Source organism: Streptomyces peucetius, from assembly GCF_025854275.1.
GTDB lineage: Bacteria > Actinomycetota > Actinomycetes > Streptomycetales > Streptomycetaceae > Streptomyces > Streptomyces peucetius_A.
In genome coordinates, this window is sequence record NZ_CP107567.1 from 4,174,650 (window position 1) to 4,194,362 (window position 19,713).

Consider the following 19,713-nt stretch of genomic DNA (forward strand, 5'->3'; position numbering starts at 1 on the left):
GGCACGTGCGGGCGGCAGTGGTTCCGGAGCGTCCCGGCGCAGGCCTCAGTCGTGGGGGCGGGGCCGACCGGCCTGACGGTCCCCGTCGGTCCCGTCTGCTCGCCCGTGGCCGGTCAGGCGGATGCGGAGCCGGCGGGAGAGGGCTGTGGCCGCCGCGGTGAGGAAGACGAAGCTGTAGAGGATCTGCAGGATCGCCACCACGCGGGCGCTCTGGCCCTTCGGGGCGATGTCGCCGTAGCCGACCGTCGCCAGGGTGACGACGGTGAAGTACAGAGCGTCGATACGGGTGTTCAGGCCGGTGAACTGGCCGGGTTCCCTGCCCAGGGCGTGATAGGCGCCGGAGAAGACGAGCACCGAGAGGCACATCAGCAACGGGAGGGCGATACCGGGCCGGGTGCCGGGGCGTTCCGTGAGGACGTCCCTGACGTGGAAGAGCAGCAGCACGGCGATCGACACCAGGGCGAGGGCGAAGAGGGTCCAGCTGACGCCGGGACGGTCGGGACCCAGCTCCTCCAATGGCAGTAGGAAGTACGCGGCCGTCATGAGGACGCCCGCCCCCACAGCGACCAGCCGCAGCGGTGTCCGCCCCGGGGGCTGCGGCCCCTGCGGCCGGTGCGGTGTGCGGTCGTCCGCCATGCGTGTGCCTCCCGCCCGGTGCCGTGCGCCGCGGGCGTGGCCGCCGCCCGTCGTCGCTCACGATCGGCCGGGCCCCGGGCCGCTGCCACCGGAGGCGGCCGAACGGCGCACTCTCCGGGCGGGGTACGGCGGGAACGCGGGCCGGACCGAGGGGGTTCCGGGCCGTGGCCGGAGGGTCAGGGGCCCGGGGCCGGGGGTGTGCGGCTCACCGTTCGGCCCAGTGCGCTCGCGGTCCGGGCGAACGCCGCCGCGTCCAGGACGGCGGCGCCGCCGTGGTCGTTGTTGAAGTAGACGTACACGTCGTCCTCGTCCGGCCAGGTGCCGGCGATGCGGCCGGTCCAGGAGCGCAGGGCCCTGCGGCCGTAGCGCGGTACCGGACGGGCGATGCCGGCGTGGAAGCGTACGTAGCCCCATGACGCCGTCCGCCACAGCGGTGTGACCGGTCGCGAGGCCCGGTCGGCCCAGCACAGGGCGGCGTCGTGCCGCTCCAGCACCGCGCGCAGCCGGGCCTGTGCCTGCCACCAGGACGCGTGCCGCAGCTCGACGGCCACGCGGACCGTGCCGGGGAAGCAGGCCAGGGTGGCCTCCAGGGCGCCGACGTCCTCACGGAAGTTCGGCGGCAGCTGGAGCAGCACGGGCCCCATCCGGTCACCGAGCCCCGCCGTGCGGTCCATCAGACGGTGTACCGGCTCCTCCGGGTCGCGCAGTCGCTTGAGATGCGTCAGGAAGCGGCTGGCCTTGACCGCCATGACGAAGCCGTCCGGGGTGCGCTGCCGCCAGGAGGCGAAGATCTCCGTGGTGGGGAGCCGGTAGAAGGCGTTGTTGTTCTCCACGGTGGCGAACCGCCGGGCGTACTCCTCCAGCCACAGCCGCTGCGAGAGGCCGGGCGGATAGAGAATGCCGCGCCAGTCCTTGTACTGCCATCCGGACGTTCCGACCAACAGGGGCATGGACGGATCCCTGCCCGCACACGGCGTCGGCCTATCGCCTTCCGGCGCCCGGCACCCCGGACGCGGACCGGTCGCGGGCCTCTCCTGTTACCTGCGGACACATCTTTCCCCGCCGATCCCGCTGCTCCACTATGGGGCCTGTTTCCTGCCGGTAACACCGGATCTTCTCCGCTGGCCCGACGGGCGGTTCTGCCACGTCGCAACTGAATGGGGAGTCAACAGGGTGTCCAAGCTCCGACACGTCGCTCCGGATCACGCGGACGAGAACCCTGGCCTCGCCGCCCTGTCCGACGCCGATCTGACCGAACGCATCCGCGCCGGAGCCCCGTCCGCGCATCCCGCCACGCAGGAGCTCAGGCGCCGCCACATGCCGGCGCTCCGCACGTACGCCATGCTCTGCGCCCGCAGCACCCTCGCCGGCAACCAGCTGGCGGCGCAGGCGTTCGACCTCGCCACGCAGGAGGCGTGCCGGGGCATCGGCCCCCGGGGCAGCTGGGGCCACCACCTGCTGATGACGCTTCAGCGCATCGGACTCAGGTGGGCCACCGGCAGCCGCCGGGCCAGGCTCGAGCCCGGCTTCGCGGCGTGGCTCGACGACAACACCGACCGGGCCGCGCCGGGCCCGCCCGACCCGCCGGGGCCCCGGCTCGCGGCGGCGTCCCCGATGCTCACCGGCTTCTACGGGCTGCCGGAACAGACGAGGGGCGTCCTCTGGTACGCGACGGTGGACGAGGAGCCGGACACCACGGTCGGCACCTTCGTCGGCGTCCCCCCGGGGACGGTCCCGGACTTGCGGCTCAAGGGCCAGGACGCCCTGCGCAGGGCCTGGATCCAGGCATACCTCGAGCACGGGGGCGACAAGAGGTGCCAGGGATTCCGCCGCATCATCGACGCCGCGTCCCGGCCCGACGACGGGCGGCGCAGCAACGACCTGACGCTTCATCTGGGGGAGTGCACCCGCTGCGCCCGGCTCATGGGCGAGCTGAGGCGAATGTCCGACACCCCCCGCGCCGTGCTCGCCGAGGGCCTGCTCGGCTGGGGCGGAGCGGCCTACGCGGCCGGCGGTCCCGTACGGGCGCGGCACACGCCGGACTCCCCGATCGAGCGGTGGGAGAACCGGGCCGCCCTGCCCGCGCCCACCGGTTCCCCGCGCCGCCGCGACAGGGCGGTGCGCGGCGGCGCGAGGCGGCCCTCCCTGCTCACCGCCCTCGCCGCGGTGGCGGCCGTGGCCGTTGCCGCCGGCACCTGGGCCGCGACCGCGTCCGACGACTCCGACCGGGAGCGGGACCGTGGCCGGGCCCGTGCGGAGGAGCCCTCGCGCTGGGAGGCGCGCCCGCCCGCCGTGCTGCCGACCTCCGCGCCTTCGGCGACCGCCACCGCGAAACCCTCGAAGAAGCCCTCGGCCTCACCGAGCGCCGCCACCTCTGCCCCCAGGACGAGCGCACCCGCTCCCGAGCCCCCGCCGCCCGCTCCTTCGAAGAGCGGCCCGCCCCCGCCGGTGCCCATCGCCGTGGGCAGCGGCTGGGCCCAGGTGGTCAACGCGGACTCCGGGCTGTGCCTGGACGTCGAGGACGGTGTCATGGCGGACCGCACCGACGTCCTGACCGTTCCCTGCGACGGCACGCCCACCCAGCGGTGGAGACTCGAACCCGTCGGCCTGCTGCGCAACAGCGCCGATCCCGAGTACTGCCTGGACTCGCGCGGCGCCACGGACCGCGGCGTCGGCATCTGGTCCTGCGACTCCGTCGAGGGCGGGAACGGCATCAACCTCCTCTTCCTCGTCGACTCCGGGGGAGCGGTCCGCCCCCGGATCGCCCCGGACTTCGCCCTCGAACCTCTCGGCGGCTCCGGCGGCACCCTCGACTTCGACCCGGCGGACGCGGACCGCGACCAGCGCTGGATCGCGCGGTCCTGAACCGCGCGCCACCGGCCGGAGTGTTCCGCCGGGCTCCGCGCCGTCAGGTCGTGGAGCAGGGCGTGCCGTTCATCGTGGCCGCGCGGCAGGCGGTCAACCGCTGGATCCGCACGAGCGGCGTGTACGACCCGGTCGTCGACTTCGGCCGGGCCCTGCGCGACCCGGCCGACCCGCAGCGACTTCTCCCGCGCTACGACAGCGGCGACCACCTCCACCCGAACGACGCCGGAGCCGAGGCGATGGCCGCCGCCGTCCCCCTTCACGTGCTGCGCTGACCACCTGCCGCGCCGGCCGGCGGTCCGCCCGACACGTGGCTGTCCGGCCGTCAGCCGGGGAGTTCGGTGCGCTCCCACCATTCGTAGACGGGCAGCGTGCCGTCGGCGGTCTCCTGCTGCCGCGTCGTCACCTTGAAGTGCTCGTACCCGCCGCGGAACAGGATCTTGATGTCCGCTCCTGCCGCGGTGACCGGGACGATCCGCTCGGGGAGATCGCCGGGGCCGCCTTCCAGGACTGCTTTCGTCGCGTTGTCGCTCATGCTCGGAAAGTCTCACGGGAGGGCGGCCGGGCCCGTTCGTGACGCGCCGGAAGAGCCCCGGCCGAACCGGGCACGACCCCGAACCGGGCACGACCCCGGACCGGCCGTGCCGGGCGGCCCGGAAGCCCTCCCGGCAAGGTTGCCTCCCGCTACTCGGTCCCGGCGTCGGCGAGGGCCGCCAGGTAGCGCTCGGCGTCCAGCGCCGCGGCGCAGCCGGTGCCGGCGGCCGTGATCGCCTGGCGGTAGGTGTGGTCGACCACGTCGCCGGCGGCGAAGACGCCGGCGACGTTCGTGCGCGTGGAGGGGGCGTCGACGAGCAGGTAGCCGTCGTCGTCGAGGTCCAGCTGGCCCTTCACGAGGTCGGTGCGCGGGTCGTGCCCGATGGCGACGAACAGGCCGGTGGCGGGCAGCTCGGAGACGGCGCCGGTGACGGTGTCGCGCAGGCTCAGGCCGGCGAGCCTGCCGTCCTGTTCGCGGATGCCGGCGACCTCGCTGTTCCACGCGAAGGTGATCTTCGGGTCGGCGAAGGCACGCTCCTGCATCGCCTTCGAGGCGCGCAGTGTGTCGCGGCGGTGGACGATCGTGACGGACCTGGCGAAGCGGGAGAGGAACGTCGCCTCCTCCATCGCCGTGTCGCCTCCGCCGACCACGACGATGTCCTGGTCACGGAAGAAGAAGCCGTCGCAGGTCGCGCAGTACGAGACGCCGCGGCCGGAAAGTTCGTCCTCGTGCTCCAGACCGAGCCTGCGGTGCTGCGAACCGGTCGCCACGATCACGGCCCTGGCGCGGTGGACCGTGCCGGCGGTGTCGGTGACCGTCTTGACGTCCTCGCTGAAGTCGACGGCGACGATGTCGTCCGGGATCAGCTCGGCGCCGAAGCGCTCCGCCTGGGCCCGCATGTTGTCCATCAGGTCCGGGCCCATGATCCCGTCACGGAATCCCGGGAAGTTCTCGACCTCGGTGGTCTGGATCAGCGCGCCTCCGGCTGTCACCGACCCTTCGAAGACCAGCGGCTTCAGCGAGGCGCGCGCCGTGTACAGCGCGGCCGTGTAGCCGGCCGGGCCGGAGCCGATGACGATGACGTTGCGGATCTCGTTCTCGGCGGTGACTTCGGTCTCGGCGGTCACTTCGCAGCCTCCGGGGCGATCTCTTCGACGAGTCCTTCGACGAGCTTCCTGATCTCGTCGCGGATGGGGCGTACGGCCGCGACGCCCTGGCCGGCCGGGTCGTCCAGCTTCCAATCCAGGTAGCGCTTGCCGGGAAAGACGGGGCAGGTGTCGCCGCAGCCCATGGTGATGCAGACGTCCGAGGCCTTCACGGCGTCGACGGTCAGGATCTTCGGGGTCTCGGCGGACATGTCGATGCCCACCTCGCGCATCGCCTCGACGGCCGCCGGGTTCACGGAGTCGGCGGGGGCGGAGCCGGCCGAGCGGACCTCGACACGTTCCCCGGCCAGGTGGGTCAGCCACGCGGCGGCCATCTGGGAGCGGCCGGCGTTGTGGACACAGACGAACAGCACGGACGGCTTGTCGGACATCGAGATCTCTCTTGCTCCGCTTCGAGGTCGGACCCGATTGGCATCAGCATCCGGTGGTGTCAGCCACCACTGATGTGAGAGTATCAGTACATGATGACGTCAGTCGACACTGAACTGATCCGGGTTCTGGGCGACCCGCTCAGGCTCCGGATCGTGACCCTGCTCGCCCGCGAGACGCTGTGCACCAGTCACCTCGTCGAGGAGACGGGTGCGCGGCAGACCAACCTCTCCAACCACCTGAGAGTGCTGCGGGAGGCCGGGATCGTCGAGACCGAGCCGTGTGGCCGCTTCACCTACTACAAGCTGCGGCCCGACGTCATCGCGCAGCTTGCCGACCAGTTCGCCGCGCTGGCCGCCACCGCGCGCACCGCCGCAGAGAACAAGAGGGCCTGTCCGTGACCCGCACCGAAGCACCCGCGACCACCGCCGCAGAAGAATCGTCGGTCGTCGCGAAGCTCTCGACGCTCGACCGCTTCCTCGCCGTCTGGATCCTGATCGCCATGGGGCTCGGCCTCGGGCTCGGCCGGCTGATCCCCGGCCTGAACGACGCTCTCGCGCGCGTCGAGATCGGCGGCATCTCGCTGCCGATCGCCGTCGGTCTGCTGATCATGATGTACCCGGTGCTGGCCAAGGTCCGCTACGACAGACTCGACGCCGTCACCGGTGACCGCAGGCTCATGGTCTCCTCGCTGGTCGTCAACTGGGTCCTCGGGCCGGCGGTGATGTTCGCGCTGGCCTGGATCTTCCTGCCGGACCTGCCCGAGTACCGGACCGGCCTGATCATCGTCGGTCTCGCCCGCTGCATCGCCATGGTCATCATCTGGAACGACCTGGCCTGCGGCGACCGTGAGGCCGCCGCCGTCCTGGTCGCGCTCAACAGCGTCTTCCAGGTGATCATGTTCGGCGTCCTCGGCTGGTTCTACCTGGACCTGCTGCCCGGCTGGCTCGGCCTCGGAGAGGGCGAATCGCTGGACATCTCCATGTGGAAGATCGCCCTCAACGTCGTCATCTTCCTCGGCGTCCCGCTCCTCGCCGGCTTCCTCACCCGCCGCATCGGTGAGCGGAAGCTGGGCCGTGAGTCCTACGAGCGGCAGTTCCTGCCGAAGATCGGCCCCTGGGCGCTCTACGGACTGCTGTTCACGATCGTCATCCTCTTCGCGCTGCAAGGGAAGACGATCACCTCGCAGCCGCTCGACGTCGCCCGCATCGCCGTGCCGCTGCTGGTCTACTTCGCGGTCATGTGGTTCGGCACCTTCCTGCTCGGCAAGGTGATCGGCCTGAACTACGAGCGCACGACCACGCTGGCGTTCACCGCCGCGGGCAACAACTTCGAGCTCGCGATCGCCGTCGCCATCGCCACCTTCGGGGTGACCAGCGGCCAGGCCCTGTCCGGCGTCGTCGGCCCGCTTATCGAGGTCCCGGTGCTGGTCGCCCTCGTGTACGTCTCGCTCGCCTGGCGGCGGAAGTTCGCCACGTCGTGAGACCCGACACGGACGTGGTGGTGATCGGCGGCGGCCAGTCCGGGCTCGCCGCCGGTTACCACCTGCGCCGTCTCGGCGTGGACTTCGTCGTCCTCGACGCACAGTCCGCGCCGGGCGGCGCCTGGCAGCACACCTGGGACTCGCTGCGTCTGTTCTCCCCGGCCGCGTACTCGTCCCTGCCCGGCCGCCTGATGCCGCCCCAGCCGGGGGAGGCGTACCCGGACGCGCCGCACGTCGTGGACTACCTCGCCGACTACGAGAAGCGGTACGAACTCCCGGTCGTGCGTGGCGAGTCCGTCCGGGCCGTCCGCCCCGACGGGCGGTTCCTCCGTGTCGAGACCGACGCGGGCGCCTGGCGCGCGCGGGCGGTCGTCAGCGCCACCGGCAGCTGGTCACGCCCCTTCGTGCCCGCCCTGCCGGGCGCGCAAGCGTTCCGCGGCCGCCTGCTGCACACCGTGGACTACCGGGGCGCGTCCGCATTCGCGGGGCAGCGCGTGATCGTCGTCGGCGGCGGGAACTCCGGCGCCCAGATCGCCGCGGACCTGGCGTACGACACCGACCTCACCTGGGCCACCCGGCGCGAGCCCCGCTTCCTGGCGGACGACATCGACGGACGCGTCCTGTTCGACGTGGCCACCGCCCGCCGCCGTGCCCTGGACGAGGGCAGGACCGACAGCGGGGGTGTCGCCTCGCTCGGCGACATCGTCGCCGTACCGCCCGTGCGGGAGGCGCGCGACGCGGGGCTGCTGAAGGCGTCCCCGATGTTCGCGCGCCTCACCGCGACCGGTGTCGCGTGGGCGGACGGCACGACGGCCGAGGCCGACGCGGTGATCTGGTGCACGGGCTTCCGTCCCGCCCTGTCCCACCTCGCGCCTCTGGGGCTGCGCGGGCTCCGCGGGCACATCCCGACCACCGGCACCCGTGCCGTCGGCGAGCCCCGTCTCCACCTGTTCGGCTACGGCGACTGGACGGGTCCCGCGTCCGCGACCCTCATCGGAGTCGGGCGTCCCGCCCGCGACGCGGCCCGGGAGATCGCCGCCCTGCTTCAGGAGAGTTGACGGGGCCAGATCCCGCACCTGCCGCGCGGTGAAGGGCAAGAGCAGGGGCGTGAAGGGCGGAGGCAGGAGCGAGGCGCGGTCACGTCCGCGTGGTGAGCATCCGTCCCATGGCGGCGAGCACCGACGGCTCGACCCGGTAGAACACCCAGGTGCCGCGGCGTTCCGAGGTGAGGAGTCCCGCGTCCTTCAGCTTCTTCAGATGGTGGGAGACCGTCGGCTGGGAGACACCGACGTCGGAGATGTCGCAGACGCACGCCTCTCCGCCCTCGTGCGAGGCGACGGCGGAGAACAGGCGCAGCCGCACCGGGTCCCCCAGTGCCTTGAACATGGCCGCCGTGCGCTCGGCCTCCTCGGCGGTCAGCGGGCGCTCGGTCAGCGGCGGGCAGCACGGAACGACCTCGGGTTCCAGCAGCGGCAACACTTCGGCGTTCGACATGCTTCTATGTTGACATACGTCGAATCACTTCGGGCGGCTCAGGAGGCGGGCCACCCGCGCGGCATCGCGCCCGACTCCGCGGACGGAGGCCGAGGAGAGGCTGCGCTGCCATTCCAGGCCCACGAAGCCGAGCCCCGGCCGGTCTGCGGCCACTCCGTCGCGATGCCTGGGGTGACCGTCCGCGTCCAGCACGCCCAGAGGGTTCAGGTAGCCGAGGTCCGGGCGGTATCCGGTCGCCAGCAGGATGGCGTCGACGCGTTCGGACGTCCCGTCGGCCCAGGTGACGCGGTCGTCGCCGACGTCCGTGAACAGCGGCCTGCGGTCGGGGGCCCCGGCCGCCAGTGCCGACCGGTAGCGGCCGTCGTCGATCACCGGCTGGGCCGGCGGCGTCCGCAGAAAGCCTCCGACGGGGGCGGTGTCGAGCCCCGTCACCGTCAACCACCAGTGCAGGTCGCGCCCGAGTGGACGCCGGCGGGTCAGCTTCACCGGCCGCCGCGTGGCCAGTGTGACGTCGGCGTGCGCTGCCAGCTCGGCGCCTATCTGGACGGCCGAGTTGCCCGCGCCGACGACGACGACCCGCTGTCCCTTGAACGGCTCCGGATTCCGGTACTCACTCGCGTGCAGCAGGCGGCCGGTGAAGGAGGCGAGCCCGGGAAGGCCGGGCCGGTACGGATTGCCGTAGCCACCCGTGGCCGCGATCACCGTGGTCGCCGTGAGCGGGCGCCCGCCCTCCACCCGGATCGAGAACGCGCCGTCGTCGCTCGGGCGGACCGCCTCGACCCGCTGGCCCGTGCGGATGTCGGCATCCAGCCGCTTCGCGAACCGGCGCAGGTGCTCGACGACCTCGTCGCGGTGCGGGTAGCGGTCGCCGTCGCCGTCGAACGGCATGCCGGGCAGTCCGCTGTACCGGGCCGGCGAGAACAGAGTCAGGCTGTCGTAGTAGCGCGGCCACGAGCCGACCGGCTCGTCGGACGCCTCCAGTACGACCGGCCTGCGTCCCTCGCGTATGAAGGCGTGCGCGGCCGCCAGTCCGGACTGGCCGCCTCCGACGACGGCCACGTCCACGTGCTCAGCACTCATTCCGTACCCTCACGGTTCGATCGGTGTCTATGTTGACGCTTATCGAATCAGGTGCCATCCTGATTGTGCAAGCATCGACATACGTCGAACCAAGGAGTCGCAGTGAACGCGTCCGCAACCCCAGAGCCGCCTGTCGTAGTGATCGGAGCCGGTCCCGTCGGGCTCGCCGCCGCGGCCCACCTGATCGAACGCGGGATCGAGCCGCTGGTCCTCGAGGCCGGCCCGGTCGCCGGCCACGCCGTCCGCTCGTGGTCGCACGTCCGCCTCTTCTCGACGTGGGCCGAACTCGTCGACCCGGCGGCCGAGAAGCTGCTCGCCCCGACCGGCTGGACCGCCCCCGACGGCGGCACCTACCCCACCGGCGGCGACTGGGCCGAGCGGTACCTCCGGCCACTGGCCGGCGTCCTCGGCGACAAGGTCCGCACCGACGCCCGCGTCACCGGCGTCTCCCGCCTCGGCCGTGACCGCGTCGTCGACGCGGACCGCGAGCAGCAGCGCTTCACCGTGCATGTGACGTACGGCGACGGAACCGAGTCACGCCTCCTGGCGCGGGCCGTCGTCGACGCGTCCGGCACCTGGTCCACGCCCGCCCCGATCGGCGGCGACGGCCTGCCGGCCATCGGCGAACGCGCGGCCGCCGACCACGTCTCCTACCGCGTCCCCGACCTCAAGGACCCTGACGTACGGGCCCGTTACGCGGGCAGGCGCACCGCGGTCATCGGCTCCGGCGCCTCCGCCTTCACCGCCCTCGCGTACCTCGCGGACCTGGCCGAGGAGGCCCCCGGCACCCACGCCGTGTGGATCCTGCGCCGGGGCATCAGCGGCTCCACCTTCGGCGGGGGCGAGGCCGACCAGCTCCCCGCCCGCGGCGCACTCGGCCTCGCGGCCAAGGCGGCCGTCGACAACGGCCGCGCCGACGCCGTCACCGGCTTCCGCACCACGGCCGTCGAGGAGGCGGGGGAGCAGCTGGTGCTCGTGGCCGAGGACGGCCGGCGGCTCGACCCCGTCGACGAGGTCATCGCCCTCACCGGCTTCCGCCCCGACCTCACCTTCCTCGACGAACTGCGCCTCGGCCTCGACGAGCGCCTGCAGGCCCCCGTCGCGCTCGCCCCGCTCATCGACCCCAACCAGCACTCCTGCGGCACCGTCTACCCCCATGGGGTCAACGAGCTCTCCCACCCGGAGAAGGACGTCTACCTGGTCGGCATGAAGTCCTACGGCCGCGCCCCGACCTTCCTCGCGATGACCGGCTACGAGCAGGTCCGCTCGATCGCGGCGGCGATCGCCGGGGATCGCGAGGCGGCCGAACGCGTCGAACTCACCCTCCCCGAGACCGGGGTCTGCGGCGGCGCCGGCCTCTTCGACACCCCGGACACGCAGGACACCGCCCAGCCGGCCGACGGCGGCGGCTGCTGCTCGGCCCCCGTCACCGTCCAGATCGGCGCGCCGGCAGCGTCCGCATCCGGCGGCGGCTGCTGAGCGGCTCGAGCTGCCGAGTTGCCGAGTTGCCGAGCCGGGTTGCGGAAGAACCGCCGACTTGCCGGACTGCTGAACCACTGAACCACTGAACTGCTGACGTGAGCGGATGCCGCGACCGGCCCCAGGGGGCGGTCGCGGCGTCGCCGCGTGCGGTGGCAGGGCGTGCGGAAGAGCAACACGGCGCCGCCCAAGGCATGGGGCGGCGGCGTCAACCACCGGCCTCCTCCTCGGCCTCCATGAGCCGGATTCCCTGATGCGTCAGGGAGACCGTCGCGGGCGTGTGGTGCGTCGTCCATTCGACCAGGAGCATTCCCTCGTCAGCCAGGTAGGTGCACGCCGTGGCCAGGTCCGGCTCCGGGACGCCGACGCCGTCGCGGAGCTCGGCCCCGGTGACACCCGGGCGGTTGGCCTCCATGGCGGCGTAGAGAGTCCTCATGATCCGCATCCGGTATTCCTGTCGCTCGCGCAGTGTCGCCATGGAACCACTCCTCCTTCCGGCACCGCCGCGGTGTGAAGCGCACGGTTCACGGTGAGGGTGGGGGCGGGGCCGGTGAGCGCCCGGACGGCTGCCGGCCCTTCCGTCCCCGTCGGCGGATTCCCGGCACGGCGTCGCTGTAGTGGAACGTCGCGATGCGCTGCGCGTGCCGGACGTTGAGCGTATGGATCACCAGCATTCCCATGGCGATCATCACGACGATCACGGACACGGTGACGACGGTCTCCACGATCCTCACCCCACTCGGGCGGAACTGGGCAGTGCGGCCGGGCCCGGAGTCCCGGCGAGCCGGATCCACCGCGACCCGGCTGATCCGGCTGACCCGGCCCGTGTCCAGCACGGCGGCCGGGGCAGGGAGTTCACGGTCATGACTGGACCCGTCTCGGGTTTGTCCTGGACATCCCGGCGCAGCTCCTCGCCGGGAACGACGCCGACAGGAGAACCGGCGTGCGAAACGCCCCGGCCATTTCAGCCTACTCCGGTCGAAGACCGCGCAGAGCGTACGCAGGCGGACTCTCCGTCGGTGGTCCCGCCGGACGCCACGGGCCCCCGCCGCTCTCGCTCGGAACGTATTTCCTCGGTGCCGGTCGTGCCAAGCGTGCCGGTAGGGGTCACTGGGAGTTGTCGCGCCCTTCGGCTGCCGCGCGGCGGAACTCCGCGTTGATGCGCTGGGCTTCTTCGAGCTGGTCCTCGAGGATGACGATGCGGCAGGCGGCCTCGACCGGCATCCCTTGATCGACGAGCTCGCGGGCGCGGGCGGCGATCCGGAGCTGGTAGCGGGAGTACCGCCGGTGCCCGCCCTCGGAGCGGAGCGGGGTGATGAGGCGGGCCTCACCGATGGCGCGGAGGAATCCGGGGGTGGTGCCGAGCATCTCGGCGGCACGTCCCATGGTGTACGCGGGGTAGTCGTCGTCGTCCAGGCGACCGTTGAGCGGAGTGTCTGCTGTCATTCTCACCTCGTTGAGCAACGCGTCGAGGGGCCCCGTGCCGTACAGCACCAAGGCCCCGGGGGAAATTCAACACCATCCGCCGGCTCTGCCGCGGTGCCGTGCCGACCTGCTGTATCCGTCGCCCCGCCCGGAAGAGGACGGGAGTCAACCGCGTGACGGCCGGCGTCTGCCGTGACGGGCACGGATTTCGGGCCGCTGTGGCCGAGGCCGTCCGCGGGCAGCGACGACCGGAGACCGCGGTCACCCCGCTCCGGTGACGGGGCGGCCTCGAAGGAAGCGCCGCTGTGTCCGCCCCTGTGCCCGCTGTGCCCCGCGCGGGCGGCCCGTGGGCGAATAGAATCCGCTCTCATGTCGAATGCTGACGAACTCCTCGTTGACATCGCCGCCATGGTGGAGTCCGAGCAGAGCAATCAGATGTCCCTGACCGTGGTCATCGGCGGGGCCGTCATCACCGGACGGCTGGCACCCGAAGCCGTGTGGCGGCAGCGCGTGTCGGAGGTCCTGAGGGACTCGGACCGCCTTCGCCCGTTCTCAGGCGTCTTCTCCGCCGAGCAGGCCGAAGGCCGGCCCGACCGGGGCGAGCCGCCCACGCATCTGCACTTCCACGTCGCCCGGATCCTGCAGGGCAGCGTCGGTATCCCCGAGACGGGTGGCATGTACCGCGTCGCGATCAAGGACGTGAGCGGCTGGACCGCCGGCGACTTCAGCTACTCCGACCACTGAGGCACGTTCACCGGGCCGGACGGGCGGGGCCCGGCCGGCCCGGTCCGTGCCGTCGTACCGACCGGAGGCCGAACCCGACATGGGCACGGCCGACGTGCCGGCCGTGCCCATGTCGCTGTCGTGTGCCGCCGCCCGTGCCGGCCTGCGCCGTCGGTCAGACGACTGCGGACGTGCCGAGCAGGGCCGACGCTTCCTCGAACGGAGACAGGACGCGCGCGGGCGTCGCCGCGGGCCGGGCACGGCACGTGAAGCCCAGGCGTGCCATGGCCCTGGCGACTTCGCCGGCGGTGAAGTCACGACGGTCCTGCCGGGTGATGACTTCCCCCACCTGCATCACGGGGTAGTGGCGGCGGCCGATGATCACGGAGTCACCCGTGACGGGCTCGGGCTTGACGCCCTTCATCGAGGCCAGCACCCCGCTCTTGGTCAGGTCGAACGGGAAACGGGCGATGACGCAGCGCATGGTGCCTCACAGGGAGTGGGAGAAGGTTCCGACCGGCCATCGGGCCGGGCCCGAGTGATCGCGTACGTTCTAGGCCGCCGCGCCGAGGGCGGGCTGCTGCTGGGCCGTGCGTCGCGCCGCCTGGCCGGTGCGACCGGTCCTGGAGTTACGGCCGCGGCGACCGCGGGAGGCGGAGGCGCTGCGCTTGGGGCGCTCGGGCGCCGGTGCCGCGATGACGACCGGGACGCCCGACGGGGTCCGCGCGCCGGTGATGCGGCTCAGTTCGGTCTCGCCGGCGCGGACCTGCGTGGTGTGCGGGCGGATCCCGGCATCGGACATGAGACGGGTCATGTCCCGGCGCTGGTCGGGCGTCACCAGGGTGACGACGCGGCCGGACTCGCCGGCGCGCGCCGTGCGGCCCCCTCGGTGGATGTAGTCCTTGTGGTCACTGGGCGGATCCACGTTGACGACGAGGTCGAGGTTGTCGATGTGGATGCCGCGTGCCGCGACGTTCGTCGCCACCAGGACGGTCACATCGCCCGTCTTGAACTGGGCGAGGGTCCGGTTGCGCTGCGGCTGCGACTTTCCGCCGTGCAGGGCGGCGGCCCGTACGCCGTTGTTCAGCAGATGGCCGGTGAGCTTGTCGACGGCGTGCTTGGTGTCCAGGAACATGATCACCCGGCCCTCGCGCGCGGCGATCTCGGTCGTGGCCCGGTGCTTGTCCGCACCGTGCACATGGAGGACGTGGTGCTCCATCGTGGTGACCGCGCCCGCGGACGGGTCGACGGAGTGGACCACCGGGTCGGTCAGGTACCGGCGGACCAGCAGGTCGACGTTGCGGTCCAGGGTGGCCGAGAACAGCATCCGCTGCCCGCCGGTGCGTACCTGGTCCAGCAGGGCCGTGACCTGCGGCATGAAGCCCATGTCGGCCATCTGGTCGGCCTCGTCGAGGACCGTGATGTCGACCTGGTCGAGGCGGCAGTCGCCCCGTTCGATGAGGTCCTTCAGCCGGCCCGGCGTCGCGACGACGACCTCGGCCCCGCCCCGCAGCGCACCGGCCTGCTTGCCGATCGACATCCCGCCGACAACCGTGGTCAGCCGCAACCGCACGGAGCGGGCGTACGGAGTGAGCGCGTCGGTGACCTGCTGCGCCAGCTCCCGGGTGGGCACCAGTACCAGGGCCAGCGGCTGCCGCGGCTCGGCCCGCCGGCCTGCCGTACGGGCCAGCAGCGCCAGTCCGAAGGCGAGCGTCTTGCCCGATCCGGTGCGCCCGCGGCCGAGTACGTCACGTACGGCGAGGGAGTTCGGCAGCGTCGCCGCCTGGATCGGGAACGGTACGGTCACGCCTTCGGCGGCGAGCGCGGCCAGCAACGGCCGCGGCATGTCGAGATCGGCGAACGCCTCGACGGCGGGAAGCGCGGGTGTGATCGTCACCGGCAGGGCGAACTCGCCCTGTGGCGCGGCGGGACGGCGCCCGTGGCCGCCGGAACGGCCGCCCTTTCCGGAGTAGGAACCGGCAGCGCGGGTGCGCGTGCCGGTGCTGCTGCGGGTGAAACGGCTGTTCGTACGTGTGCGGTTCATGCAGAACCTTCCTCGAAGCGGCGCGATCAAGGAATTCCTGCAGAATGAACGGCACAGAGAATCGCAAGAACGGGCCAGAATGCGACAGCTGATCCGGCCGGCGGATGACGCCCAGGCCGAGGCGCTGAAAATGGGTGGCGCGGTCCGGTGCGGAGGCACCGGCGCGTCGTGCACGGGGAGCTCCGGTCGGACTCTTTCGGTCCGGAACTTCGAGTGGAGCGTCCCGCGTAGGGCCCAGAACTGGTTCGGTTCTCGGCGACATGCAGCCGGGGAAATCATCACGGCGTGACAAAGGGGCTGTGCCCCCAAGTGCAACGAGCTGGGGCCCGCACCCAAGGTGCGGGCCCCAGCTCGGACTGTGCGCTCAGCGTCAGGCGGGAACGATGTTCTCCGCCGTCGGGCCCTTCTGGCCCTGCGCGATGTCGAAGCTCACCTTCTGGCCTTCGAGCAGCTCGCGGAAGCCCTGGGCGGCGATGTTCGAGTAGTGGGCGAACACGTCGGCGCCGCCACCGTCCTGCTCGATGAAGCCGAATCCCTTTTCCGCGTTGAACCACTTCACGGTGCCAGTAGCCATATGTTGAATCTCCTTCGGGGCAGTGCATTCGGATTCCGCACTGTGCGGAATCCGCGTCGCCGCGATGATTGCCCTGCCCGGGAAACTACCGGAAATACAAAAGCACTCCCGCTGGCACCGAAGCCGGTGAGGGTGCTTGAAGTTCTGGGAACCACAACTGCAACTGGTGTCGACAGTAGCACGCTGAGTTCCGCCGTGCGCGCCGAATGATTACGCTCCGCCTGTTGCCTCAGAAAAGCTCATCAGGGGTCGTGTCGATTTCTCATTTCGCGGACACAGATATTGACCCCTCCGGAGTGGAGCGTCCGCGCCGGCAGGTTCGATGGCGGTCTATGTTGACGCATGTCGAATCAGGTGCCAGGCTGATCGGACAAGGACGTCGACGGAGCCGAGGCGCAAGTGACGCACGCCCCCGTGCACCAGGGTCCGGCGGAGGCGAAGCACCGGTCCCGGCCCAGGGGCGTCCTGCCCGCCCTGTGCGCCACCCAGATCACCGGTTGGGGCATCGTCTACTACGCGTTCCCGGTCCTGCTGCCACACATCACCGCCGACACAGGCTGGTCCGCCGGAACGACGACGGGTGCCTTCTCCCTCGCCCTGCTGGTCTCGGCGGCGGCCGGGATTCCGGTGGGCCGCATCCTGGACCGCCGCGGCCCGCACGCCGTCATGACGGGCGGCTCCCTTCTCGCGGTGCTCGCCCTGTCGGCGATCGCTGCCGCCCCGAACCTCGCCGTGTTCTTCGCCGCGTGGACGGCGGCGGGTGCGGCGATGGCCGCCACCTTCTACCAGCCGGCCTTCGCTGCCGTGCCCCTCCCCCAGACTCCGTCCGGGGTGCCCCCACGTGGGGCGCCGACCGCGTCCGCGCGCTCACCGTCATCACCTTGGCCGGCGGCCTGGCCAGCACTGTCTTCGCGCCGCTCACGGCAGCGCTTGCCGAGCACCTGACCTGGCGCGCCACCTACGCCGTACTGGCCGGCATCCTCGCCCTCGTCACCGTCCCGGCCCACGCCCTCGCTCTGCGCGCCCCATGGCCGGCGGCCCCCGCGGACGACCGCCGGCGAGCTGCCGCGCCGGCGTCGGGCGACGTCACCCGCACCCGCCCCTTCGTCCTCCTCGCCGCGGCCTTCACCCTCTCCGGTTTCGCGATGCACGCGGTCGTCTTCGGCCTCGTCCCTCTGCTGACCGAAACGCGGCGCGAGCGCGACAACCGCCGCCTGGGCCCTGGGACTCGGCGGCGCCGGACAGGCCCTCGGACGGACGCTCTACGCCACCCTGGCCCGCCGGACAGGCGTCACGACCCGCACCACGCTCCTCATCTCAGCGGGCGGCGCCACTACGGCCGCCTTCGCCCTGGTGCCCGGACCGCTCCCGCTGCTCGTCGTCATCGCCGTCCTCGCCGGCGTCGTCCGCGGCAACCTCACCCTCCTCCAGGCCACCGCCGTCTCCGACCGCTGGGGCACCCGCCACTACGCCCGGCTCTCCGCCCTCCTCGCGGCCCCGGCCACACTCGCCGCCGCCCTCGCACCCTGGGCCGGCGCCGCCCTGGCGTCCGCGCTGGGGATCCAGAGCGGACTGTTCGTCGTGCTCGCCCTGGTCTCGGCCCTCGCCGCGGCCCTCGGGGCCTGTACCCGGAACCGCGCGCCCACAGCAGGAGTTGAGCCCGGACAGGCGGCCGGGAGACCGCGGCCGCGGCGGGACTCGGCATCAGGCACGGGGCGCCACCCTGTCCGCGCAAGGCGTTCCTCACGACCAGGGCGAGGACGGCCCCCCGTTCGCCCAGTGGCTACGCGGCATCCGCCCGATGCGACGTCGTGCGCCGACCGCAGCGGCTACGGCCGGTCAGATCTTCTTGATCTCCCAGAAGCGGAAGACGGTCGACTCGTCCAGGGTCCACTCCAGGCCCGTGATGTCGCCGTAGGCCACCGCGTACTGCTTGCCCTGCCAGAGCGGCAGGATCGGCAGTTCCGCCGCGACCAGGTCCTGCAGTTCCCCGTACTGCTGCTCGGTGGCGGCCCGGTCGGCGACGGCGGCGGTCCGGGGGAGGATCGAGCCGGTGATCCGCTCGTTCCGGTAGTGGTTGCCGAGGACGTTGTCCTCGCCGAAGAAGGGCTGCGTGAAGTTGTCGGGGTCGGGGAAGTCGGGGACCCAGCCCTTCACGTAGACGCCGTACTTCCCGGCCGCGATGTCCTTCTCGTACTGCTCGAATCCGACCGACTTGACGGTCGCATCGAACAGACCGCTCTCGTTGAGCTGCTGGGCGATCGCCTTGAACTCCTGGTCGGTGGCGGGGCCGTAGCGGCTCGGCGTGGACCACAGAGTGAGCTTCACCTTGTCGTGGATGCCGGCGGTGCGCAGTGCCTCCTTCGCCCGCTGCGGCTGCGGAGTGCCTCCGTACAGGTCGAAATAGGCGGTGTTGTGGCCGGTGATGCCGGCCGGGATGATCGAGTACAGCGGGGTCGCCGTGGACTGGTACACGTCCCGGACCAGGGCGTCGCGGTCGATGAGATACGCGATGGCCTTGCGTACGCCGAGCTTGCCGACGACCGGGTCGTTGAGGTTGAAGACCAGGTGCTGCACCTCCGCACTGGTGCCCTCGACGACCTCGATCCCCTGGGCGTCGGCCGACGCCGAGCCCTGCAGATCGGATATGTCGTCCGCGGGCAGTCCTCGGTAGGCGATGTCGATCCGCCCCTCGCCGAGCGCCGTTGCCAGCGCCTTCTGGTCGCTGTGGAAGAGCTTGAGGGTGATGCCCGAGTTCTGCGCCTCGGCGGTGCCCCGGTAGCTGGGGTTGAGCGAGAAGACCGCCTCGTCCTCGCCGTACGAGTCGAGCTTGTACGGCCCCGAGCCGATTGCTTTGCCGTCGGTGCGCAGCGCGTCGGCCTCGTACTCGCGGTGGTCGACGATGGAGCCGGCGCCCGAGGCGATCTTGCTCGGGAAGGTGGCGTCGGGGACCTTGAGCCGGAAGACGACCGTCTCCTCGTCCGGCGTCTCGATCCTGTCGATGGTGGAGAGCAGAGGCATCGGCCCCGCGTCGCTGGCGATCTTCCGCACGCGCTCGAAGGAGAACTTCACATCCTTCGACGTCAGACTGTTGCCGTTGCTGAAGGTCAGACCGTCGCGCAGTGTGCAGCGGTAGACCGTGCTGCCACCCTCGTCGAAGGTGCAGCTCTCGGCCGCCTCCGGCTTCGGGGTGGAGCTGCCCTTGGGGAAGCTGAGCAGCGACTGGAAGACGTTGTTGAACAGCAGCCAGGAGCCGGGGTCGTAGCCTGCCGCCGGATCAGTGGCGAGGATCTCGTCCGACATTCCTATGACCAGCGAGTCGCTGTCGTCGGAACCGGCACCGCCCTCCTGGTTGCCGCAGCCGCTCAACAGGCCGGCCGCCAGTCCCGCCGCGAGTGGGATGGTCAGCCACTTGTTACGTGCCTTCACAGAACCGTGCCTCTGAATTCTCTTGTGCCATAGGGCGGCGATGTGCGACGTGCCCCGCCGAATGCTACAAGTCGGGCAGTTCCCCTGCCGAACCCCCATAGTCGTACGTCCGCGCCGGCGTCGAGCGCCCATTCGCCGCCGCTGGCGCCATCGCGGGAGGCGACGTACCACTCGTCCGCGACCAGGCGGATCGCGTCCGGCAGCGCGGTGTCCGCGACCTCGGCGAACCTGCGGCCCAGCGCTCACAGCTCCGGCTGCACTTTCCCGCGCACCGGCACGCCGCGTCGGCGCGGAGGTCGTCCACCCCGACGACACAGAGCCGACGCCGGGCTGCCGCTCCACCGGCAGGTCGGTTGTCGGCCGCCGGCCGGCCGTGCGATGACGACCTGGACCGGCTGCGGCGGTCGGACC

At 71.7% G+C, this 19,713-nt stretch carries 20 protein-coding genes and 2 pseudogenes; 8 read left to right on the forward strand and 14 right to left on the reverse strand.

Going from position 1 to position 19,713, the window contains the following annotated elements; translation table 11 throughout:
* Window positions 1-45: 45 nt before the first annotated feature.
* On the reverse strand, window positions 46-636 hold the full coding sequence (locus tag OGH68_RS19215; protein ID WP_413471004.1) for an ion channel: 591 nt from the start codon (window positions 634-636) through the stop codon (window positions 46-48).
* 176 nt (window positions 637-812) lie between these two features.
* Entirely contained in the window at window positions 813-1,586 is a 774-nt protein-coding gene (locus tag OGH68_RS19220) for a DUF72 domain-containing protein (protein ID WP_264245620.1), read from the reverse strand.
* Between the two features lie 223 nt (window positions 1,587-1,809).
* Between OGH68_RS19220 and OGH68_RS19225 the strand changes: the two genes are divergently transcribed.
* Together OGH68_RS19225 and OGH68_RS19230 are read left to right on the forward strand one after the other, a co-directional pair.
* On the forward strand, window positions 1,810-3,501 hold the full coding sequence (locus tag OGH68_RS19225) for an RICIN domain-containing protein (RefSeq protein ID WP_264245622.1): 1,692 nt from the start codon (window positions 1,810-1,812) through the stop codon (window positions 3,499-3,501).
* Between the two features lie 80 nt (window positions 3,502-3,581).
* Window positions 3,582-3,776: pseudogene (locus tag OGH68_RS19230) on the forward strand (SGNH/GDSL hydrolase family protein); the annotation flags it as partial.
* A gap of 50 nt (window positions 3,777-3,826) precedes the next feature.
* Here OGH68_RS19230 and OGH68_RS19235 read toward each other — a convergent pair.
* The 3 genes from OGH68_RS19235 to OGH68_RS19245 form a co-directional block, all read right to left on the reverse strand.
* Window positions 3,827-4,036 carry a DUF5988 family protein gene (locus OGH68_RS19235; RefSeq protein ID WP_264245624.1) on the reverse strand — a complete coding sequence of 70 codons (210 nt, stop codon included), beginning with the start codon at window positions 4,034-4,036 and terminating at the stop codon, window positions 3,827-3,829.
* Window positions 4,037-4,185: 149 nt separating this feature from the next.
* Window positions 4,186-5,163, reverse strand: a complete 978-nt coding sequence (gene trxB / locus OGH68_RS19240) for a thioredoxin-disulfide reductase (protein WP_264245626.1) — start codon at window positions 5,161-5,163, stop codon at window positions 4,186-4,188.
* On the reverse strand, window positions 5,160-5,573 hold the full coding sequence (locus OGH68_RS19245; protein WP_264245628.1) for an arsenate reductase ArsC: 414 nt from the start codon (window positions 5,571-5,573) through the stop codon (window positions 5,160-5,162). The genes trxB and OGH68_RS19245 overlap by 4 nt, the downstream gene beginning before the upstream one ends.
* A gap of 90 nt (window positions 5,574-5,663) precedes the next feature.
* Between OGH68_RS19245 and OGH68_RS19250 the strand changes: the two genes are divergently transcribed.
* Genes OGH68_RS19250 through OGH68_RS19260 form a run of 3 tightly spaced genes read left to right on the forward strand, consistent with a single transcriptional unit; the run spans window position 5,664 to window position 8,112 of the window.
* The gene (locus tag OGH68_RS19250; RefSeq protein WP_264245630.1) at window positions 5,664-5,972 is read left to right on the forward strand and encodes an ArsR/SmtB family transcription factor; all 309 of its coding nucleotides are present in this window, start codon (window positions 5,664-5,666) and stop codon (window positions 5,970-5,972) included.
* Window positions 5,969-7,054 carry an ACR3 family arsenite efflux transporter gene (gene arsB / locus OGH68_RS19255; RefSeq protein WP_264245633.1) on the forward strand — a complete coding sequence of 362 codons (1,086 nt, stop codon included), beginning with the start codon at window positions 5,969-5,971 and terminating at the stop codon, window positions 7,052-7,054. The genes OGH68_RS19250 and arsB overlap by 4 nt, the downstream gene beginning before the upstream one ends.
* Window positions 7,051-8,112, forward strand: a complete 1,062-nt coding sequence (locus OGH68_RS19260; RefSeq protein WP_264245635.1) for an ArsO family NAD(P)H-dependent flavin-containing monooxygenase — start codon at window positions 7,051-7,053, stop codon at window positions 8,110-8,112. Before arsB ends, OGH68_RS19260 begins: the two co-directional genes overlap by 4 nt.
* Before the next feature lie 79 nt (window positions 8,113-8,191).
* Here the strand turns inward: OGH68_RS19260 and OGH68_RS19265 are convergent, their stop codons facing one another.
* Window positions 8,192-8,548 carry an ArsR/SmtB family transcription factor gene (locus OGH68_RS19265; RefSeq protein ID WP_264245637.1) on the reverse strand — a complete coding sequence of 119 codons (357 nt, stop codon included), beginning with the start codon at window positions 8,546-8,548 and terminating at the stop codon, window positions 8,192-8,194.
* A 24-nt stretch (window positions 8,549-8,572) separates the two neighbouring features.
* On the reverse strand, window positions 8,573-9,628 hold the full coding sequence (locus OGH68_RS19270) for a flavin-containing monooxygenase (protein WP_264245640.1): 1,056 nt from the start codon (window positions 9,626-9,628) through the stop codon (window positions 8,573-8,575).
* 102 nt (window positions 9,629-9,730) lie between these two features.
* Between OGH68_RS19270 and OGH68_RS19275 the strand changes: the two genes are divergently transcribed.
* Window positions 9,731-11,107 (forward strand): NAD(P)-binding domain-containing protein, encoded by a 1,377-nt coding sequence (locus OGH68_RS19275; protein ID WP_264245642.1) that lies wholly within the window; start codon window positions 9,731-9,733, stop codon window positions 11,105-11,107.
* 208 nt (window positions 11,108-11,315) lie between these two features.
* On the opposite strand, the gene OGH68_RS19280 is transcribed toward OGH68_RS19275, so the two are convergent.
* The 3 genes from OGH68_RS19280 to OGH68_RS19290 all read right to left on the reverse strand — a co-directional run bounded on the left by OGH68_RS19280 (window position 11,316) and on the right by OGH68_RS19290 (window position 12,553).
* A complete protein-coding gene (locus OGH68_RS19280) occupies window positions 11,316-11,585 on the reverse strand; it encodes a hypothetical protein (protein WP_264245644.1) in 270 nt (89 codons plus the stop codon).
* Window positions 11,586-11,631: 46 nt separating this feature from the next.
* Window positions 11,632-11,832 carry a hypothetical protein gene (locus OGH68_RS19285; protein ID WP_264245646.1) on the reverse strand — a complete coding sequence of 67 codons (201 nt, stop codon included), beginning with the start codon at window positions 11,830-11,832 and terminating at the stop codon, window positions 11,632-11,634.
* Between the two features lie 382 nt (window positions 11,833-12,214).
* Window positions 12,215-12,553 carry a helix-turn-helix domain-containing protein gene (locus tag OGH68_RS19290; protein WP_264245648.1) on the reverse strand — a complete coding sequence of 113 codons (339 nt, stop codon included), beginning with the start codon at window positions 12,551-12,553 and terminating at the stop codon, window positions 12,215-12,217.
* A 348-nt stretch (window positions 12,554-12,901) separates the two neighbouring features.
* Here OGH68_RS19290 and OGH68_RS19295 point away from each other — a divergent pair, with 348 nt between their 5' ends.
* On the forward strand, window positions 12,902-13,276 hold the full coding sequence (locus tag OGH68_RS19295) for a hypothetical protein (RefSeq protein WP_264245650.1): 375 nt from the start codon (window positions 12,902-12,904) through the stop codon (window positions 13,274-13,276).
* Between the two features lie 154 nt (window positions 13,277-13,430).
* On the opposite strand, the gene OGH68_RS19300 is transcribed toward OGH68_RS19295, so the two are convergent.
* From OGH68_RS19300 to OGH68_RS19310, 3 genes are all read right to left on the reverse strand, one after another.
* Window positions 13,431-13,739: an SCO5918 family protein gene (locus tag OGH68_RS19300; RefSeq protein WP_264245652.1), complete on the reverse strand. Its 309-nt coding sequence runs from the start codon at window positions 13,737-13,739 to the stop codon at window positions 13,431-13,433.
* A gap of 69 nt (window positions 13,740-13,808) precedes the next feature.
* Window positions 13,809-15,299 carry a DEAD/DEAH box helicase gene (locus tag OGH68_RS19305; RefSeq protein ID WP_264245654.1) on the reverse strand — a complete coding sequence of 497 codons (1,491 nt, stop codon included), beginning with the start codon at window positions 15,297-15,299 and terminating at the stop codon, window positions 13,809-13,811.
* Window positions 15,300-15,669: 370 nt separating this feature from the next.
* Complete coding sequence (locus OGH68_RS19310) at window positions 15,670-15,873, reverse strand: cold-shock protein (protein WP_004986771.1); 204 nt, start codon at window positions 15,871-15,873, stop codon at window positions 15,670-15,672.
* 399 nt (window positions 15,874-16,272) lie between these two features.
* On the opposite strand from OGH68_RS19310, the pseudogene OGH68_RS19315 reads away from it, so the two are divergent.
* Window positions 16,273-17,514, forward strand: a pseudogene (locus tag OGH68_RS19315) (MFS transporter); the annotation flags it as partial.
* 198 nt (window positions 17,515-17,712) lie between these two features.
* Here the strand turns inward: OGH68_RS19315 and OGH68_RS19320 are convergent.
* Complete coding sequence (locus OGH68_RS19320) at window positions 17,713-19,302, reverse strand: ABC transporter substrate-binding protein (RefSeq protein WP_264245657.1); 1,590 nt, start codon at window positions 19,300-19,302, stop codon at window positions 17,713-17,715.
* Between the last annotated feature and the right edge of the window lie 411 nt (window positions 19,303-19,713).

Bases quoted from the DNA above. Each gene is read 5' to 3' on its own strand.
- OGH68_RS19215 (WP_413471004.1), bottom strand. From the start codon at position 636: ATGGCGGACGACCGCACACCGCACCGGCCGCAGGGGCCGCAGCCCCCG.
- OGH68_RS19220 (WP_264245620.1), bottom strand. From the start codon at position 1,586: ATGCCCCTGTTGGTCGGAACGTCCGGATGGCAGTACAAGGACTGGCGC.
- OGH68_RS19235 (WP_264245624.1), bottom strand. From the start codon at position 4,036: ATGAGCGACAACGCGACGAAAGCAGTCCTGGAAGGCGGCCCCGGCGAT.
- OGH68_RS19245 (WP_264245628.1), bottom strand. From the start codon at position 5,573: ATGTCCGACAAGCCGTCCGTGCTGTTCGTCTGTGTCCACAACGCCGGC.
- OGH68_RS19250 (WP_264245630.1), top strand. From the start codon at position 5,664: ATGATGACGTCAGTCGACACTGAACTGATCCGGGTTCTGGGCGACCCG.
- OGH68_RS19265 (WP_264245637.1), bottom strand. From the start codon at position 8,548: ATGTCGAACGCCGAAGTGTTGCCGCTGCTGGAACCCGAGGTCGTTCCG.
- OGH68_RS19270 (WP_264245640.1), bottom strand. From the start codon at position 9,628: ATGAGTGCTGAGCACGTGGACGTGGCCGTCGTCGGAGGCGGCCAGTCC.
- OGH68_RS19280 (WP_264245644.1), bottom strand. From the start codon at position 11,585: ATGGCGACACTGCGCGAGCGACAGGAATACCGGATGCGGATCATGAGG.
- OGH68_RS19290 (WP_264245648.1), bottom strand. From the start codon at position 12,553: ATGACAGCAGACACTCCGCTCAACGGTCGCCTGGACGACGACGACTAC.
- OGH68_RS19295 (WP_264245650.1), top strand. From the start codon at position 12,902: ATGTCGAATGCTGACGAACTCCTCGTTGACATCGCCGCCATGGTGGAG.
- OGH68_RS19300 (WP_264245652.1), bottom strand. From the start codon at position 13,739: ATGCGCTGCGTCATCGCCCGTTTCCCGTTCGACCTGACCAAGAGCGGG.
- OGH68_RS19305 (WP_264245654.1), bottom strand. From the start codon at position 15,299: ATGAACCGCACACGTACGAACAGCCGTTTCACCCGCAGCAGCACCGGC.
- OGH68_RS19310 (WP_004986771.1), bottom strand. From the start codon at position 15,873: ATGGCTACTGGCACCGTGAAGTGGTTCAACGCGGAAAAGGGATTCGGC.